At 64.6% G+C, this 18,277-nt stretch carries 2 protein-coding genes; both read right to left on the reverse strand.

Annotated elements, in window-relative coordinates:
* Positions 1 to 11 precede the first annotated feature (11 nt).
* Positions 12 to 17,063: a leukotoxin LktA family filamentous adhesin gene (locus tag BCV67_RS04585; protein ID WP_065868043.1), complete on the reverse strand. Its 17,052-nt coding sequence runs from the start codon at positions 17,061 to 17,063 to the stop codon at positions 12 to 14.
* Between the two features lie 106 nt (positions 17,064 to 17,169).
* Positions 17,170 to 17,925: a SapC family protein gene (locus BCV67_RS04590; RefSeq protein ID WP_062166670.1), complete on the reverse strand. Its 756-nt coding sequence runs from the start codon at positions 17,923 to 17,925 to the stop codon at positions 17,170 to 17,172.
* Positions 17,926 to 18,277 lie beyond the last annotated feature (352 nt).

The raw sequence follows: 18,277 nt of genomic DNA on the forward strand, positions 1-18,277 counted from the left end.
CCTGTAATCCATCAGTTGGGTGCCCCGAAATTGACGGCAGCATCGTGAGTAGCGATAACGTCCTCGCCCATCTCTACATCGAACATGCGTACCGGCGCCTGGCCGTCGTAGGCAGGGTCGAGCTGCAGCATCCGGCCCATGTAACGCAGTGCGCCTTCGCCGAAGTAGTTCAGATCACTGTCGACATGGTCGCGGTTGTAGTTCGGGCTGGTGACGCGGAAGCCATCGCCGAAGTTCTCAACATAAGCATCGGTGACCAGGAACCTGCCATCGGCAGCCAGCCGGAAGGTCTTGTCCAACTGGATCAGCTGCACATCCACCGGCCGCAGCGTGGGATTGGTGTTGTCCATGAACACCCGCATCTGCGCGGTATTCAACGCCATGGTCCGCTCGACATAGCCCTGACCGATGCTGGCCCGGGCCGAGCGGGTTGCCAGCTGTGCATCCACCGCCTTGAGCTGGTCGATCAGCCAGGCGTCACGCGGATCCACCTCCACCACCACCTTGCGCGCCACACCGTTGTGATAACCCGTCAAGGTTGTGGTCAGCGGCCCTTGGCCTGCGGCCGACTGGGCCACATGCGCCTGGATGCTGTCCGCAGCAAGGTTCAAGCGCGTATCGACCAAGCCCTGCGAAAGCGAAAGCTGATCGCGGGCGGCCAGGCTGCCGGATGCGGCCTGCAGGTTGCCACCAGCCAGCGAACCACCCTGTGCGTCCATTCTGACGGTGCTGCCCGCAGCCACCCGATCGAAGCGGATGCTGCCCCCGGAGATAATCGACTGCGCGCCGCCGCTTACACCGCTCCCGACGGCAACATCGCCCTGCGACTGCAGGCGCGCATCGCCGCCTGCAGCATAACGGCCCCATTGCTGGGTGCCGCCGCTGCTGGCAGTGATGTTGCGCCCGGCTTCTGCCGCGTTCACGGCGATATCGCCTGCGGCCGCGACCCGCAGCGAACCGCCAGCATCGACCTGCCCGCCCAGCACGCTGCCTGCACGTGAAACCAGGCTGATGTCGTCGCCGGCCTGCAGCTGATCGAAGGCCAATGTACCGTTGGAGGCCAGCGCAATACCGCAGCCGGCCTGCAGCGAACCCAAGCTGATAACGCCACCCGCATCGGCATCGAAACCGCAGCCGGTGGTCACCGTATCGGCACTGATGTCACCGCCCGCCTTCCACACACCGTCGGTGCCGATCTGCGCCGTGCCCACCTGGATGGACTGGCCTGCATCGAGGTACATCGCCCTGCCGGTTACGGCCTTGGTGACTGAGATATCAGCGCCTGCCATGACCGACAGATCGTGCCTGCCATCGAACGTGCCGACCGTACTGTTGCCACCGCTGCTCAGGCGCGCGTTGCCACCTGCGTTCAAGCTCGTCGCGGTCAAGTCGGTCGCTGCATTCGCAGTCAACGCTTGGCCGACGTTGGCCGTGCCCAGCACCACGTCTGCCTGGCCATCGACATCGGCATTGCCGGTGACATCGGCCTGGGCGATGGACAGCGTACCAACCGCATCAGCCGCCAGATCGCCGCCTACCGTCAGCTGCTGCACATCCAGCGTGTTGCCCGAGGAGAGCGCGGCATTGCCACCTGAAGCCAGGGTCCGCGCCATCATTGCCCCGACGGAGCTTGCGTCCAGGGTGCCCTGCACGGACAAGCTGTTGATGCTGGTCGCACCAGCGCTGCTTAGCGTCGCATCACCATCGACCGTGCCGGTGGTCAGAGCCAGATCGCCCCCTGCCGTGATCGACAGGTCCTGCTTGCCATCGAACGTGCCGACCGTGCTGTTGCCACCGCTGCTCAGGCGCGCGTTGCCACCTGCATTCAAGCGCGTCGCGGTCAACGTGGTTGCTGCATTCGCAGTCAACGCTTGGCCGACGTTGGCCGTGCCCAGCACCACGTCTGTCTGGCCATCGACGTCGGCATTACCGGTGACATCGGCCTGGGCGATGGACAGCGTACCGACCGCATCAGCCGCCAGATCGCCACCTGCCGTCAGCTGCTGCACATCCAGCGTGTTGCCGGAGGACAGCGCCATGCCTGTACCTGCCTGCAGCTGCCGCGCCGCAAGCGCTCCGCTCGCGGCCAGCTGCATCGAACTTCCTGCAACCGCATCGCGCAGGTTGATTGCACCGCCGCTGCCTGCAAGGATTTGCTGGCCGGCCTGCAGGTCGCCACCTTGCAACGCCCCGGCGACAACGTGCAGGTTGTTGCCCGCCTTCAGGCTGTCGAAGCTGATGTCCGCCGAGCCGGTGATATCCAGGCTGCCTGCATCGGCAGCCAGCACGCCGATCCGGGCCGACCCAATCAGATCCAGCAACGCATCGCCGCCTCGCGTGCCACCGTTGAGCACGCCGCCGGCAATGCTCAGACGCTCGCCGTTCTGGCCGATGCCAGTCTGCGCATTGATGTTCACCTGCGTGGCGGGAACGGAAAGCAGGTTCACCTGCCCATCCCCGTTGCCGACAATACGTCCGCCTGCGGCGAGGTTCATCGCGCCGGCACTGCCAGCACCGGTGACCTGCAATTGCCCGAGCTGCATGTCGCCAGCAGTGGTTACATCCAGCTGCGAGCCGGCCTGCATCCGCGCACCATCGTCCATCTTCAGGCTGCCAATATTGGCGGTCACACCGTCACCCTTCACCAAGCCGCCGGCCTGCAACTGCAGCTGACCACCCGCACTCATCGTGATGAGCTTGGCCTGCAGCGTATCCAGATCCATATCGCCGGTTGCAACCAGCAGGGCGTTGCCTTGGCTGGACTGCGCAGCGCCCACCGTCATGTCGCCTGCAGCGGCCAGGGTGATGTCGTCACGGGCCTGTACGTCGTCGATCTGCAGATTCCCGGACACGCCGTTGTACAACACCCCGCCCGCATCAGCACGCAGACTGCCACCGGCCCGCAAGGCCAGCGCGACCAGGTTCGCCGCCGCACCAATCTGCATGTTGCGGCCGCTCTGCAGCGTGCCGATGTTCAACGCGGTCTTCGGGCTGCTGATCAGGATGTCGCCACCTGCTTGGCCATCCAGGCGACCGTTATCAAGCTGCAGGCTCAAGGCGCCGCCGTCCACGGCCCGGATGTCGTCGCGTGCGGTCAGCTGTACGCCGCCGGCGGCCGACCTCAGACCAATGACGCTGGAAGACGCCGCCAGCAAGCTGCCATCGCGCACGTCCAGGCGCATGCGATCGCCGGAGTACAGCGAATCAAACACCAGGTTGCCGCCATGCTGGCGGATGCCAAGCGCGCCACCGGCGTTGGCCGAAAGCGTGCCGCCCAGCTTGAGCCCCAACAGCGATTCGTTGACGCTACCGATATTGCTGCCGATGCTGCCGTCGGCTTCCAGCTTGAGGTTGCCACCGACGTTCAGCACCGTGTCCGGCGTTGCGCCGACCAGATTGCCGGCCACGCCCAATGCCGCATTGCCGGTGACATCCAGCGCTGCCACCGTCAGGTCGCCGGTGGATTGCAGATAGGCCGAGCCACCCGCCTTCGCGGTCAGCGTGCCACTGGCCTTCACGTACAACGGCGCGGTCTGTTTGATCCGGATGAAATCCACCGGGCCAGCCTGCAGCTCGGCTTCGCTCATGGCCTTGAGCTGATCGATGGTGATGACCTGGCCGTTGCGTCCAATCAGCTGAACGTCGCCCGGCGACGTCGCCATTGCCAAGGCCAGCGCCTCCTTGCCATCAAGGTTGCCGGCGTAGACGCGGGCATAGTTGACGTCGACGCTGTCGGCCAGCTTGCCCAGGCTGTCACGCGCGCGCAGAGTGACGTTGGCACCGGAGATGGTGGGTGCCGCATTGTTGTTGCCGGTCGATTTCGCCGGCTCCAGCGCACTGGCGTTGATGGCGAACTGCAGCTGGCCCTCGTCCCAATGGGCGCGGTCGGCCAGCGCCTTGTAGATGTTCGAGTTCGTGTCCAGGGTGAACTGGAAATTGCCGTTTGGTGCAGTGAAATCTGCGCCGGCGGCCCAATTCGCCCCGTATACCGCACCGAAGGTGGCATCCATCTGCTGATACAGATCGGCAACAAATGCAGTGACCTGTGCATCGGTCTGCGCACCACCTGCGGCCAGCTCGGCGCGTGCCCGGTAGGCAGCCAGCAAAGCCGCGTTCGGCACGAACGCAGCACCGACGATTCCGCCCTGCTTGTACAGGTTCAGGTATTCCGCATAGAGACTCTCCACCTGCCGCTCATAGGTTGCGACGGTATCGGTCACGCCGCTGCCATCCAACTTCAAGCGCTTGCGGATGTCTTCGATCTGGCTGTCGCTGAGCCCCTTGCTCGTATCACGCTGCGCGCCGTCGAGCAGTGAGCCGTTCCTGGCTTCCAGATACACATCACCATTGGTAGCGGTTACGCCACCAACCCAGAAGTCACCATCCACATCCACCAGCGACACGTTGTCTCGCGCCTTGGCATACACATTGCCACCGCGGACCTGGTTGTTGGCGCCGTTGCTTTCATGGGCGGCGATCACCAGTGCGCCGGCCGCGCCAGCCTTGCCGATGCTGCCGGTGGTGCTTGTCAGGTTGACGTTGCTACCGATGATTGAAACCGCATCACCGGCGATGCCGTTGATGTTGCCGGAGGCGATCAGGCTCACGTCGCCGTAGCCGGACTGTGCATTGCCGGCAATGAGCCGTACGTCCGCGTCGGAGTGGACGTTGAGGGCGATATCGCCGCCGTTGGTGGTCGCCTTGACCGAGCCACCGTTGGACAGCGCAGCCTCGACGGCCTTGCCATCGATCGCACCGATGCCGTTCTTCGCATTCAAGACCAGGTTCTGCGCGTACAGCGTGGCGCGATCGTTACCCTGGATGATGCTGCCCTGGCTGGAACTCAGGGTCGTGGTGCCGGCCTTGTTGTTGATGGTGCCGTTGAGGTACAGGTCGCTGACGACGCTGACATCCACGCTGCCCTTGTCACGGCTGACAAAACCAATCGATATCGGGTTGTCCGCCCTGACGCTGGCATTGAGCTTCAGCTGGCCGTTCTGGGGGAAGCTGTAGCGGTACCAGGTTTCGTAGCCGCCATCGCCCCCCTCACGGGACGGGTTCCAGTGCAGGCCGCCGGACGGCGACGGGAAGCCGAAGTTGCAGCCCGACTGGACCACGCCGCAGCCATAGCTGACACCGCGATTGCTGACATTGCTGAAGCTGCCCGAGTAGTTCCACTCCATGTCGGCGCCGGCCGGGTTGGCTTGGTAGTAAGCACCGCCGCCGGTGATCCAGCGCTGCGCACCGGATGCCTCACCGCCACTGGAATTGAGGAACTTCCATGTGCCGGCGGTGTAGCTGGCCCAATCGATGGTGCGGCCAATCCTGGCTTCCATCGACCAGCGGTAGCGCATGCCTGCTTTGGGGTTGTAGCTGGAAACGTTGCTGATGCTGTTGGCGGTTTCCCAGGTGCTGCAGGCGGCGCCACATATGCTGTTGTCGTAGGCCTTGGCCTGCTCGCCGGCGCGCTGCACATACCACACCGAGTAAGCCGCCTTGCCGTCTAGGCTGGTCTTGAGCCGATCGATGATCTGCACCACGCCATCCTGCCCGGTGGCCACATTCATGCCGCTGAGCTGCACGTCGCGGCCGAGGCCAACATCCACCTTCACCTGGCCGAAGCCGCTGGTAACGTTGATCTTGCCCTTGTTGGTGGTGCTGACGATGGAGCCATCCAACATCACCTTGCCGCCACCAGAGGCATTGACGTCGTCGACGATGAAACGCTTGGCTGCGGTGTCGTACTTGACCGAGATCAGGTTGGAGGCCGAACCAATCGTGCGCACCATCGAGCTGGGCACACTCAGCACGCCGCTCTGGGTGTCAGCCCACGCCAACCAGTTCTGTGCATTGAGGTCATCGCTGATCTGCAGCGACCAGTCGATGCCGGCGCCGGCCTCGATCGTACCGTTGATGTCGATATACCGGGCGGTGATGTTCACTTCGCGCGCGCGGATGGCGCTGGTGTCGGCCGCGATCGCGCCATTCTGCGAATAGCTGGCGCTGCCGCTCAAGGTGTCGACATAGGCCACGGTCGGGATTTTGACCGAGTTCTTGTAGTTGTAGGGGAAGGTCGTGTAGCTGCCGTAACCGGGCTGATCGCTACCGCAACGCGAGCCACCCACATGCGGCAGGCAGGCACCGTAGACGATGATGGCACCGCCACCATAGTTCGCGTCACCGGGCTGCTTGAGGAGGTTGTTGTTGAGCTGCTCCGTATTGGTGGCGCTGCCCTTGTACTGCAGGTTGGCGAGCAGCCCTGCCACCAGATCGGCGTTGCCGTAGGCGCTGCCCAGCAGCCCCTGCAGGTAGCTTGCCCACAGGCCCTCGGACGACGTTACGTTCTTGTCCTGGTTCCTGTTCTTGAAGGTGAACGTCCCGTTCGGCGCGAACGTGTTGAAGCTTGCCGCGTACACAGGCCCGCTCACGATCGAGCCGGCCTTGGATTCGTAACGGACATCGGCCCCGATGCTGTTGACCACCCCCATCTGCAGAATCGAGCTGCCATTGCCCTGGGTGTAGTTGCCGTTGATGTTGATATGCGGCTTGGCCCCCGAGCTGCTGCCGCTGATGCGCTCATAGCCGCTATTGACCGTGCCCGCAACCAGCACGTTGCCGCCGGCGTAGTCCGGAATGTAGATGTTGCCGAACGCCAGGTGGTACGCCGAATCGTTGACGATATCCACCGACGGTGCGCCATGCGCGGCCACCGAACCGGTACTGCCAATGCGGATGTTTGTGCCCTTCAGATAGACATCGGCGCCGGCCGCATAGATGTCGTCGATCAGCACGACCTGGTCGTTGTCGTTGACGACTTCGCCCGGGTCGAAGCTGCTGTCCAGCTGCTTGAGCTGGGCGATGGTCATGCAGGCGTAACCGATGCCGATATCGGCGCTGCAGCTGAAGTTGCTGTTGATCCCGACGCGCACATCGGTGGCGGTACCGGCGATCACCTTGCCGTCGATCGCCACGTTGCTGACAACCGCGCCAGCGCCCGACGGCGAGGAGCGGTTGATCGTCACCGGGATGAAGCCCAGTTGATAGCCGGTGGCGCGGCCGCTTGCGCGCTGGGCGAAATAGTCGCCCCAGGCACCCACATAGATGTCACCGGAACTGCTCAAGGTCGAGCCTGCACCCAGGCTCACCCCCATCTGCGCACGGGTGGCCGCATCAGCGGAAACCGTCGGTATCGCGACCAGCCCACGCACGTAGCCTTCGGCGCCGGCATTGGTCAGCAGATTGCTCTCCAGCAATGCGGTGCCGTCCTTACCTGCAGACAGGTAAGCGTTCTGCACGGAGGACAGGGTTGCACCGGTGCCGACGTTGACGTTCTCGATGACATCGGCCTCCACCTTCGAGCGCGCCGACCCGACCGCCGCCAGGCCCCAGGTATTGACCAGCGCCTGACTGTTGAGCGAGCCGGTGGTGGTGGTGCCCAGGTTCAGATAGCCCAGGCTTGCCAGCTTGGCACTGTTGCCAACGCTGACCTGGTTGCTGAAGTCGGCATCCATCCTGGTGTCCACCACGGCCACCTGGATGGCACCGCCGGTCGACAACTGCGCCTTGTCCACCGCCACCGCCTTGGTGCGGGCGACGATGTCGAGGTTGTTGTTGCCACTGGACTTGTTGGCAACGCCGGATTGCAGCGTCACGTTGTCGCCAACGCTGGCCGTCGTTCTGCCGGTCAGCTGCGTCTCCAGCAATGCTGCGCTGCCATTGATCACGCCGCCAGCTGCAGCCTGCACGGCCGCGCCATCCAGCGCGCTGTAGAACAGGTTGTCAGCAGTGATACCCAAACCTTGGCCGGCAAACAGTCGCGCGCCGCTGCCCAGCGTCGCACTCACGGTACTGTCAACCACGTTGCGGACCTTCGAGCCGCTGGCGCCAGCAACGGCCGCATTGGTCGAATCCGCACTACCGCCGTAGTTGGCCTGGTGTTTCGCCGCCACGGTGATGCTGTCGGCAAGGATGCCCTTGCCGTTGCCGGCGTTGCTGCCGATGCTCGCACTCACCAGCGAGGTGCCCGTGGTGCCCGCCGCGCTGGCGGCACCGGAAATCAGGCCGCCGCTGCCGGCGAAGGTGCTGGCGAGATTGCTGTCGTTGCCGTTGGCGGTCACCGCCAGCTTGCCCATCATCTGCAACGGGTCGGCCTGGGTATTGGCATGCGTGCCACGGATGCGATCGCCAACAGCGGCGATGGTCTGGGTGTTGGAACTGGCATTGGCCACCGCCGCACCCAGCGCCAATCCGCCAATGGTAATGCCGGTGGCCTGCGCATCCTGGCGCGTGCTGCTGTCAGCAGCCACGGTGAAGTCACCGCGGCTGCCAATGACAACATCGTTGCCAACCAATGCCTTGGTCACACTGTTGTCGCCCGCATTGGCGACTGCGGCGTTGGCGGCGAAGTAAATCCCGCCCGCGCCCGCAGTGGCTTCCGCATACACGCCAGCGCCTGTACCCAGCGCCGCTCCCCGCGTCGCCTTGATATTGACGTTGCCGTCGCCGCTCACATTGACCTTGTTACCCAGTGCAGCCAGCACATCGGTCTTTGCCTGCGCATCCACCACCACGGCACCCACCGCCGCGCCGGCCGATACGGTCACACCCAAACCTGTAGCACGCACGGTGGCATCGGAGCTGGCGGTCACCTGCAGCGACGATCCATCGCCCACCGCTGGGCCGGCAACGCCGGTGCCCTTGGTGATGATGCTTGCATCCTCACCCACCACCGAACTCACGCTGCTGGAATCCCTGGCCAGTACCACCACCGCATTGGCCGCGCCAGCCAGCCCGGCAACCGCGCCGGTGCCGCTGGCACTCACTGAACCCGAATGCAGGGCATTGAGCGCGACCTGGTTGAAGCCGGACAGCTTGGCATTATTGCCAACCGAGGCCGTTACCGTGGCATCGCGCGAGGCATGCGCGATCACCGCACCTGCCGCCAACGCGCCCACCGCTGCGCCGGTCGCATCGACCTTGGCGCTGTTGCCATCGCTGGCAAGTACGCTCAACGCGCCGCCCGGTCTGGTCGCATTGACATTGCCGGACACCGAGGCCGTCGTGGTCTGGGCAAAGTCATTCCATGCCACTGCCGCACCGATGCCGACCAGTCCAGCACTACCTGCCACCGCCTTCACCGTGGACGAGGGCTGGTTGCTGGCGCTGCCGCTGGTTGCCGATACCTGCACATTGCCGGCATTGACCTGCCCATTCTCGATCGCTGCCGAGGTCTGCCCGTACATTCCGCTGTAAGCCACCGCACCACCGGCGCCCAGCCCGCCTGCCGCCACCACACCGGCAATATTGCTTGCAGTCAGCAGGTTGCTGGCAGTGACTCCCACGCTGCCTGCATCGACCGAGGCGCCCTTGATGGTAGCGAGCACCTGGTCCTGCTTGCCGCCCAGCGACAGCAAGCCCGGGCTGCTCGAACCGTTGAGCTGGGCCAGATGACTGTTGTCGAGCTTGCCTGCCAGCGCAGCGTCACCGGTGACGCTGGCATCGAGCTTGGGCCCCGAGGCAAGATCGTCCAATGCGGCCTTGGTGCCGCCCACTTCACCCAGCACGCTGCCGATATCGCCAACGCCTGACAGCAGCACCGATGCCGCGCCGCCGATACCGGTGCTCAGGCCGATGCCGGCGGTCGCGGTGATCATGCTGATGTTGCGCAGGGCGCTGGCGGTGACGTCGACCGCGCCGCCGCTGCGGATGCTGCCGCCGCTGATACCCGCCGCCACCTTGCTGCCCAGCAGCGTGATGTTTGCCGCCGCGCCTACACCCTGCCCCAGCGACGCCGCTGCCACACCGCTGGTTGCGTTGACAGCGAGCTCCTCCCTTGCCGAAACCCCCACACGCCCTGCGACAACGGTCGCATCAACGATGTCAGCCTGGGTGGTATTGGCGATCTGCTGGAACTGTGCCATTCCGGCCACGGCGCCCCCACCGGCCAATGCACCACTGACCACGGTGCTGTCGAATTGCGCGGCGGTACGCGCCGACACATCCAACTTGCCCTGCACGTCGACATTGGTCGCCACACCGGCACGGCCCAGATGGGCACCGGTCTGCGTCTGCGCCATGTTCACCACCAGCACGCCCGCGCCAGCAGCCGCAGCGCCGAATGCCCCCGCACCGGCGACGATGCTGCTGTCTACCTGGTTGTCCGCGGTGATGCTCAGGCTGCCGCCCTCGGTACGCCCGCCAGACAACGATGCTTCGGTGTTGCTGGAAAACACATTGACCACACCAGTGCCGGCACCGCCGACGAGGCCGCCTGCGATCCCCATCACGGTGGTCTGCGCGGACTGCCTGCCGCGTGCATCAACGAGGATGTCACCGTTGCTGGCGAGGTTCGCATCGCGCACCGTCGCCTTGGTCGCTGTCTGCAGCACCATGCTCGACGCCGCACCCGACGCGCTGCCACCTGCGCCAGCGGCTGCGCCCAATATCCAGGTGTTGGCCTGCACGTCACTGCTGGCCTTTACCTTGACGCTTTGCGTGTCATCAGCCAATGCGGTGGCGCTGTAGAAGTTGCCGCCTTCCTCGAAATCTGCGGGCTGTCCGCCACCAGCGCCCGGTACCACCGTCTGTTGCGGCAGCCACTTGCCGACCCACCCACTCAGGTCGTGCTGGTTGATCGAAACTGAGGTGATGCTGGCCTCGGTACTGCCACCGATCACATCGACCCCGGCCATCACCGACAGCGTCTGTCCGCTGATCGGCGCGAAGCTGACCGCCTGGCTCACACCCAGGGTGTTGACCACCTGGCGGGTAGCCGCATCCACCAGCACGCCGCTGGCGCCATTCCATCCCAATGCACTGACCTTGGTGCCGGCACCGTCAATCTGTGCCAGCGTCTTGCCGGTCATCAGGTTGACCACCGTGCCCAGGCCGATACCTGCGGCGGTACCGCCCACCGCCACGCTGCCGGTCAACACGTCGATGCCCTGCTGCTGTGTCGCACGCACGGTCACGTCGCCATCGGCCACCACATCGGCGCCATCGGCGATACGCGCCGACACCTGCCCTTCCATCAGGTTCACCGCGACCGAGGCCGCACCGCCCACTGCCCCGCCGCCGCCAAGGCCGGCGGCAATGGTGCGGATGTTGGCGCCATTGTTGCCGGCAGCATTGGTCGCCTGCGCCGACACCTCGACATTCTTCGCATGCAGCTGGTAGCCGTTGCTGCCACCGACAAGACTGGCCGAGGTGCTGCCGCCGATCTGGTTGAACGCAATCGCCGCGCCCACGCCCACGCTGCCTGCTACCGCCGCGGCACCTGCCAGCGAATCGATGCTGCGGCCGTCCTTGGCATGCACGCGTACACCGGCGACATTGCTGTCCAGACGGGTGTCCTGCAACTGTGCGGAGGTGTTGGAAGTGATGATGTTGGTGGTGACGCTGCCACCCACCGCCACGCTGCCGGCACCGGCGCCGGATACGGCGGCGGTGCGGACCAGATTGCTCGACCCTGCCTCGACCGCCAGTCCGCTCGCATTGTCCAGCTGCGAACCGCGAACGCTTGCAGTGGTATCGCCACCGATGATGTTGACGCTGCTGGCCGCCCCTACCGCGACGCTGCCGGCACCGGCCAGCGCGCCGGCCAATGAGTAGGCCGCGCCGGTCGTCTGCGCGTTGACCGTCACGTCGCCAACAACACCTGCGTTCCTGCGCTGCAGGCCCTTGATGCTCGCATCGGTGGTGTTGTCGATCAGGTTGCTGCTATTGCTTGCCGAGATGGCCGCGGTACCGGCAGCGGCACCGGCAATGGCCAAGGTCTTGATGGTGGAATCGGCAACCGACTTCACGTCCAGCTTGCCGGTACTGACTGCGGTACCGTCCACGCCGGCATGGGTGGTGTCGGCGATGCTGCCGACATTGATGGCCGCGCCCACCGCGGCGGTGCCCGCACCCGCTACGGCACCGGACAGGGTGTGCATCTTCGAACTGTTGCTGGCGCCCACCGCGATGTTGGCCGCATCCACGCTGCCACCGATGAGGTCGGCACTGGCGTTGTTGCCGATCGTGCTCCAGGCCACCGAACCCTGCACGGCGACATTGCCCGCGGCACCGGCGGCGATGGCACCGGACAGGATCTTGGCCTGGTTCTGCGCATCCAGCGTCACGTCGCCGCTGGCGGTCAGCTGTGCGCCACGCGCGGTTGCCTTGGTCTTGCTGGCGATCTCGTTGATGGTCAGCGCCGCGCCCACCGCAACCTTGGAACCCACGGTGACGGCACCCGACAGCGAGGCGATGTAGGCCGCATCACTGGCATCCAGGGTGATCGACTTGCCGTCCAGCGCAGTCGCGGCGGCAAGCCCTGCCGCATCTATCCCGACCAGCGCTGCGGTGGTGTTGTTGATCTGGTTGTAGGACGCACTGCCCACGCCGGCGAACTTGCCGGTACTCACACCCAGCCCGGCGCTGACTGCGAGGATGTCGGCATGATCTTCGGCAGTGATTGCGATATCGCCGCCGCTGGCGCCGCTCGTCCTGCTGATGTTGGCGCCGGCAACCGACGCCACATGGCTGTTGTTGATGCTGTTGTAGCCGAACGCCACGCCGGCATTGCTGTCGCTGACCTGTGCCATGCCGGCCACGGCGATGATCGAGCTGCGCGCCTGGTTGCGCTGTATCGCGCTGACCTGGGTATCGCTGCTGGACCCGGAATCCGCATTGGCATCCGCGGTGACCGCACCCACAGCCGTGCCGCAATAGTCCATGCCCATGGCGGACGAACAGCCGTCATCGGTGGCACGTACATCGGCAATGCGCGCGGTGCCGGCATATACATCCAACGCACCTGCGAACGCGATATCCGCGCCGCCATTGATCGTCGCGGTGGTCTGGTTGGCGATCTGGTTGATCACCACCGAGCCGGCCAGGCCGACGCTGTTGGCTTCCTTCGATACACCACCGGCTGCGGCCGCGGCGATGATGCGCGAAGCATCGGCCGCGATCATCTGCACATCGTCGGCCTTGCTGATGCTGCCGCCGCTGATGGATGCGGTGGTTTTGTCGGCGATGTCCGCATAGGTCACGGCAATGCCCATACCCGCCTTGCCGCCGACGTACAGTGCGCCGCCGCCGTTACCGATCTTCGACTCGTTGACCGCCTTCACCGCCACGTCATAGCTGCCCGTGCTGTTGCCCAGCGTCGACCCGGCCAGACTGGCGGTGGTGTTGCTCTTGGACATTGCGACCGTGGCCGATACCGCCGCAGCAACTGCCGTGCTCTGGTCGCTGGAAGCGTTGACGCCAACCCCCAACCCCACATTGACCTGCTCGTTCTCGTTGCGCGCGGTGATGGACACATCGCCGGCCCTGTCCAGCGTGCTGCCGACCAGGCCGGCATGGGTGTCATTGGCGATATCGCTGTACGCGACACCACCGGCAATGGCCGCACTGCCGTTGCTGTTGTCCGAGTTCGCCTTGGTGATCGAGATGGCCCCGCTGATGCTTACCAGCAAGGTCTTGTTGATGGCGGCGATGTCCAGCTTGCTGGCGGTATCCAGACCATGCACGGTCGCCGAGGTGATATCGGCCTTGGTGTTCTGGCGGATGCGGTTGACGGTGACGCTGCCCGATACCGCCACCCCGAACGAGGGCTGGTTGATCGGGCCGGAGTCGCTCTGCGGTGCATCCTTGCTGCCGAGCAATCCCTTGGCCTTGTCGAAGTAGCCGGAAACCTTGTCACCGCCAAGCTTCTTCAGGCCGCCGGCCATCGATTCCAGCCCGGCAACCTTGTCGCTGGCGCGCGACTTGAGGCTGTCGAAGAAGGCGGGGTTTTCACCGTTCTGCTTGTCAGCCAGGGCCTGCTGGGCTTTCTGGTCTTCTTCCTTCTGCGACTTGCTGCTGACCATGGCACCAGCGGCGGCAACCGCGCCGGACAGGCCTTCGCTGGTCGCATTCACCGCCAGCGCATTGGTGGAAATGCTGCCCGCGCCAGCGGCCGAGCTCCCCTGCTGGTACCCGGCCGGTATCGCGCCGATGAAAGCGCGCGTGTCGGTATCCATCTGCTGGTAGGCCACGCTGGCGCCGACCGACAGGCTGTCGGTCATCGTCACGGCACCGGCAACCGACCAGACAAACAGGTCCTCATTGGCCTTCACGTCCACGCTTTTCGCGGTGACCGTGGCCTTGTTGCTCACACCCGCCAGAGTATGGCTGTCCAGGTCCAGCGCAGATGCGGTGCCACTGACGCCGATGCTGCCACCCTGGCCCGACTGCAACGCCAGCGAGACGATGGTTTCCTTGTTCTCTGCCGCTACTTCCAATGCATGGCTGTTGATCACCGCGCCGTCATTGATCAATGCGGTGGCGGAATTGTCGTAGTCCATGTAACCGACACTTCCCCCCACTGCGGTGCCGCCGTCCCCCGTCGATACCCGCTTCAGGGTCAGGCCAAGATCACCGGCGGCGTGGATCGCGGTGATCTCGGTGCTGGCCCGCACCACCGCGTCCTTGTCGAAGCTGCGCGTGATCTGCTTGCCCGTTTGGTCCCGGGCATCCAGCGCGGCCGTCCATGGGTTGCCATCGACAGCCGTGGTGGTGATGCGCGCGTCGCTGGCCAGGCTGGTGCTGGCCACGTTCTTCGCCTTGAAATAGCTGATCACACCGCCCAGGGCAACCGAATCCGCCGAGCCCTTGGCCGAACCGTACGAGGTGAACAGGTCCGAGGGATCGCTGATGAGCTTCTTGGCGTTGGTGATGGAATCCTTGAATTCGTCAAAGCTGCCGAACTTCGGCTGTGCCGACAGCAAGGCGCTGAAGTCGCGCGGCAAGCTGACATTGGAACCCAAGCCGACGTGCGCCCCCTTCAACGCAGCCCCGCTGTCGACCAGCGTGGATGCCTCATGTTCGAGATCGGCAATGGTGATCGCGCCGGACAAGGTGAACGCCGACCCGTCGTTGCTCTTGCCCTTGCCCTGGATGTTGCTCAGCGCGTGGTTGGCGATCTGCGCGTCGATCACCTGGCTGTCCACAACGACGTTGCCACCAGCGTTTATCCTGGTGCCGGCAGCGACCGTGGCAGCGGCAGTGTGACTGCCACCCACATAGCTGATCGCGCCGCCCAGGCGAAACGGCGAAGGTGGCGGGCTGCCGCCGCCGCTGTTGCCGCTGTTGCCGCTGTCACCATCGAGCTTCTTCTTGGCCGCGGCGATGCCCTTGCCGGCGAAGGACTGCACCATCTCCATCAGCTTGTCGCCGCTGGAACCGGCATCCTCCGCCTTGTCCTCATCCTTGTCCTTGCCCTTCTCCTTCGGCGGCGCGGTGACCAGCGAGGTGGTGCTGTTCTTGCTGGTAACAGTGGCTGCCTGCACGGTGACATTGCCAGCGGCATCCACATCACGGGCCAGCGTGGCGGTGGCATCAAGGTCCTGCAGGCTGACCGCACCGGCAAGACCGACCTTGCCGGTGGCGTCTGCATACGCGGTCGCGGCGGTGTCCAGCGATGCGGTGTTGACCGCCGAGACATTGACGCTGCCCACCGACAGCTTGTTCGCGGACTGCTCCACCATCGCCGTGGTAGCAACGTTGACGTTGCTGATCGCGGCAGTGAAGCCGGTAATCGTGTTGTTGGTCGCGAACGACTGCGCGGCCAGCTTCAACTGGGTATCGGCATCGGCTTTGACCGATAGCGCGCCATCGGTGCGGATGCCGGCGCCCGAACGGATGATGGCCTCGGTGGTTGCATTGATCTGCGCATAGGCCGCACCCAGGCTGACCCAATGCCGCTCATAGGCCGGGCTGCCATCGGCATTGGTGACCGGGCCATTGGCGTCGGTCTTCTGCTTCAGCTCGTACTGCTTGCCCGCCGCGGAATTGTCGATGGCCTGCACGGTGGAGGCATGCAGATCGATGCCTCCGCTAGTGGCGGCAAGATCTGCGTTGCCCTTCACTTCCACGCGCGCGGTGGTATTGGCGCGCAGGAACGATATCTGCCCTGACAGCGCCTTCTCCGCGCCCAACGCGGCGGCGGTCTGCAGCAGGTCACCTGCCTGGCTGATGTCGGTCAAGCTGTCGCGGATGCCCGCGGCCACGCCAGCGGCGGTATTGTCGGGATTCTTGTAACTGGAATCGGCCTTCGCCAGCGCGCTCAGTTCGATGCGTCCGCCCGAAAGCGCGGCGCGATCACCCACCACGCAGCCACTGCTGGTGGCATCGCAACCAATGGTGACCGTTGCCGTCGCATCCTTGCTGAGCGCCAGCCCGGTATCGACCACCGCTGCCGCACGCAGCTGGATCTGGCCGTTGCCATCATCCACCAGCACGATCCTGCTATCGTCACCGCCGGTATTCACCGCGACGTCGTCACGTTGCAGGTTGAAGGCGCCGTTCAAGGTCTCGCCGGCCGGAACTTCGACCAGGATGGTGCCGGTCACATCGATCGCACGTGCCTGCACGCGCACGCCGTTGCGGGCATTGATCCGGCCGCCGATGCTGACCTCGCCATCGGCGCTGATCTGCTCCGGGGTCAAGGTGCCGGCCATCAGCCGATTCAACGAGCCACCACCGGCAAGAATGTCGTCCATCACCTTGCTGGTCGGCGTCGCTACCGTCAGCGAGCTGACGTTCAATACGCCGCTCTTGCCGACCACCATGCCCATCGGGTCGACGAAGAAAACGCGGCCACCCACCTTGCCGGTGCTCTCCAGCAAGCTGTTCAAGGTGCCATCGATGTAGATCTTCGAATCCCAGACCAGGTTGACCAGGTTGTTCACCTGCTTGGACGGATTCGCCCCAGGCAACACCAGGTTCACCACCTCGTTCTGGGCAACGTTGAAATCCTTGAACGAGTTGAATGCCACGCCGTTCTTCACTGTCGCTGTCGTCACCGTGATCGCACCGCCGGCAACAGAGCTCACCGTCGTGTCGGTTCTTTTTCCGGCGTCGTCCTGCACGTTGATGACGGAATTCGCCGCCATGGTCGCGCCGTTAGGCATCGCCAGCCCCAGCACCGAGCTGATCGCTACCGCCAGGCCTGCCGGACGCAGGCGGCTGTCGCTTGCCAACGTGGTCTTCAGGGGTGATGCGGACTTGGTCAGTGCGTCAATGCGGTTCATGGCAGCTCCAGGGTGCGCCGCTGCCAGGCGGCAGCACTCAGATAGGCGGATACGCGACCGCTGATGCGGCCGCGCATGGATCAATCGATCAGGGGTAAAACCAGTGTCAGTGAGTGGCAGCAGGCGCTGCCTGCTTGTCCAGCACCTTGCTCAGCAGTTCGACATTGGCCAGCGACAGCAGATGGGCATAGATCCAGCCCAGGTCGCCGGACTTGGCCAGGTCCTGCAAGGCCTTGCCCTTGAGTTCGCGCAATTTCTGCTCGTCAACCACGAAGAAGCCATCCAGCGAGAAGGTCTCCCCTGCCGCGGTCTGCACGTTGACCTGCTTGGACACCAGCAGGTCATGCGCGACCAGGGCCGCCGTCAGGCTGCGGGTGCGGGCCAGATGCACCTGGTACTCCTGCAGGAACTCCAGCGCATTGGACAACAGGGCACTGTCATTGCCCTCCTCGTCGAACAAGGCCGCGCCCTCTTCGCCGCCTTCGCGCAGCCCCTCGAATGCCGCATCCAGGCAGACGGTGAAATCACTCCCCTGCGCTTCGTTTTCGGCCAGCACGAACGGATAACGCCGCAGGAACGCCGGTACATAAGCGCCTTCGGCCCAGCGCCCCTCGGCATCCACCATCAGGTTCTGGCCGCTGCGCAGGCCCAGCAGCGCGGCAGGCACCACGCTGTCGGCGCTGTTGCCGGCAAACACGATCGGGTAGTCGCGTACGGCACGCGCGAACTCCACACAGGCCAGCGGCACGGAATTGAGACTTGAGGCGAATCGGAAATCGCCGTCGTTGGCGACCACCCGATGGTTGCGGTGTGCAACGCGGTTCAACTGAACCGGACGGTCGTAGATCAGCAACTGCTTCATGGCGCTCCCCTGTAATGAAAAAGTAACCCTCACTAGAAGAAACCGGGAAAAGCGTCCGCGACCAATCACAAAATCCCAAAAAAGTGAGATTTCCGTCACCAACGCCAATTCAGCTTTGTGCAACCCCCCGAATCCAGACGCTGCCAGCCCGCACCGGCTCAGCACCCCACTCCTGATATTGACCGACCCCTTTGCCGCCCGCTCCTTCCCAGGCAGGCGGTCTCTGCCCTTGCACAACCACGTCGAAAACCAACGTCCTGTGGCTACCCGAGCTTGATCTGCCGGGTGGTCGCGGCCTTGTCCGGGTGCCGCCGGCCCAGCGAACCGACGCATCGCCCCGCCTCGGGCAAGC

Origin of the sequence: Stenotrophomonas nitritireducens, from assembly GCF_001700965.1 — a bacterium.
Taxonomy (GTDB): domain Bacteria; phylum Pseudomonadota; class Gammaproteobacteria; order Xanthomonadales; family Xanthomonadaceae; genus Stenotrophomonas; species Stenotrophomonas nitritireducens_A.

What these genes read in the sequence shown, in the direction of transcription:
- BCV67_RS04585 (WP_065868043.1), bottom strand. Translation starts at nt 17,063, where the DNA reads ATGAACCGCATTGACGCACTGACCAAGTCCGCATCACCCCTGAAGACC.
- BCV67_RS04590 (WP_062166670.1), bottom strand. Translation starts at nt 17,925, where the DNA reads ATGAAGCAGTTGCTGATCTACGACCGTCCGGTTCAGTTGAACCGCGTT.